Below are 1,465 nucleotides of genomic sequence, written 5' to 3' on the forward strand. Positions count from 1 at the left end.
TAGTTGCCCCACCCCGTCCCTCCCCGCCGGCGGGGAGGGACGGGGTGGGGCAACTACGGGCCACGAGCTGATGGCTGACCGCTGACGGCTTACCGCTTTCCCTGCGGAGGACCGGGGTGGGGTCTCCCACACGCCCCACGCCATCGGTGACGCGCGCTTTTCCTGTGCGCCCGTTAGCATAGAGCCTGATGGACGTGCTTCAGATGTACCGTGAGACCGGGGCCCTGCACGAGGGCCATTTCCTGCTGCGAAGCGGGCGGCACTCGCCGATGTTCATGCAGTCGGTGACGCTGATGCAGCACCCGCTGTACGCCGACGCGATCGGGGAAGCCATCGGCAGGCTGTTCGAGGACGTGGGGCTGGACTTCGTGATCGGGCCGGCGATGGGCGGGGTCACGCTGGCCTTCGTGGTCGCGCGGGCGCTGGGGGTGCGGGCGCTGTTCGCCGAGAAGGACGGGCAGGGGGGGATGTACGTGCGCGAGGGGCTGCTCATCCGGCCCGGCGAGCGCTTCCTGGCGGTCGAGGACGTGATCACCACGGGGGGCTCGGTGAAGCGGGCCATCGAGGCGGCCGAGGCCAAGGGGGCGAGGTGCATCGGGGTGGGGGGCATCGTGGACCGCAGCGGCGGGAAGGCCGGCTTCGGCGTGCCCTTCAAGACCCTCACCGCCCTCGAGTTCCCCACTTATGACCCGGGTGACTGTCCCCTGTGCCGCCAGGGGATACCCTTACTCGAGATATGAGACCGCTCGAGCTCGACCGTCATCGGCCCGGCGCCGCAGGCCCGGCGCTTCGGGGATTCGCCAAGCTCTTCAGGCCGGCGTGGGCGCTGCTGCTGAGCCTGTGCCTGGCCTTCGGCTTCTCCCTCGCCCTCGCGCACGGCGAGGAGATCGACGCGGCCAAGCAGGCGGTGCGGGAGTGGCGGGAGGGGAAGTACACCGTAGACCCCAGCCAGGCCTTCGGCAAGCCGACCGAGGAGACGGTGCGCCTCCTCGAGCGCTACATCGCCTTCCCGCCCCCGCCGGAGGGGATCGAGGTCAACCTCGAGGCCCCGCTCGAGGAGGAGGGCACCCGCGGCACCGTGGTGAGCTTCCCGGCCAGCGTGGGCGAGCGCACCGGCGAGGTGCGGGTGTTGGTGCGAAACGGCGAGCCCGTGCGCATCAGTTGGGTGCCCGCCGGGGGGCAACTGCCGACGTGGATCGGCAGCCCGCTGGCCTGGGGCCTGTTCGCCTTCGTCTCCCTGGGCTGGCTGCTGGCGCTGCGGGGCGACAACGTCCTGAGGCGCTGGTGGCGCGAGGGCTGGGCCCTGGTGCGGCAGCACTGGCGCATGTACCTGACGCTCAACGCCGTGCTCTACGGGCTGTTCGCGCTGGGCGCGCTGGCGGCTTACGCCTCGCCCGAGATGGCGGGGCTGGTGCAGCGGGTGGTGGGGGGCGCCCTCGAGCAGATCGGCATCGGGGAGGGGGAG

General features: G+C 71.5%; 1 protein-coding gene and 1 pseudogene. Both read left to right on the forward strand.

Annotation, left to right across the window (positions count from 1 at the left end):
* The first annotated feature begins 188 nt into the window (after positions 1–188).
* Positions 189–740 carry an orotate phosphoribosyltransferase gene (gene pyrE / locus Mterra_RS21205; RefSeq protein WP_119316871.1) on the forward strand — a complete coding sequence of 184 codons (552 nt, stop codon included), beginning with the start codon at positions 189–191 and terminating at the stop codon, positions 738–740.
* A pseudogene (locus Mterra_RS21210) lies at positions 737–1,465 on the forward strand (stage II sporulation protein M); the annotation flags it as partial. The gene pyrE and the pseudogene Mterra_RS21210, both read left to right, overlap by 4 nt.

It is taken from the genome of Calidithermus terrae (genome assembly GCF_003574345.1).
In the GTDB taxonomy this organism is placed as follows: Bacteria; Deinococcota; Deinococci; order Deinococcales; family Thermaceae; genus Calidithermus; species Calidithermus chliarophilus.

Coding starts and splice junctions, on each gene's coding strand:
- pyrE (WP_119316871.1), top strand. CDS start 189: ATGGACGTGCTTCAGATGTACCGTGAGACCGGGGCCCTGCACGAGGGC.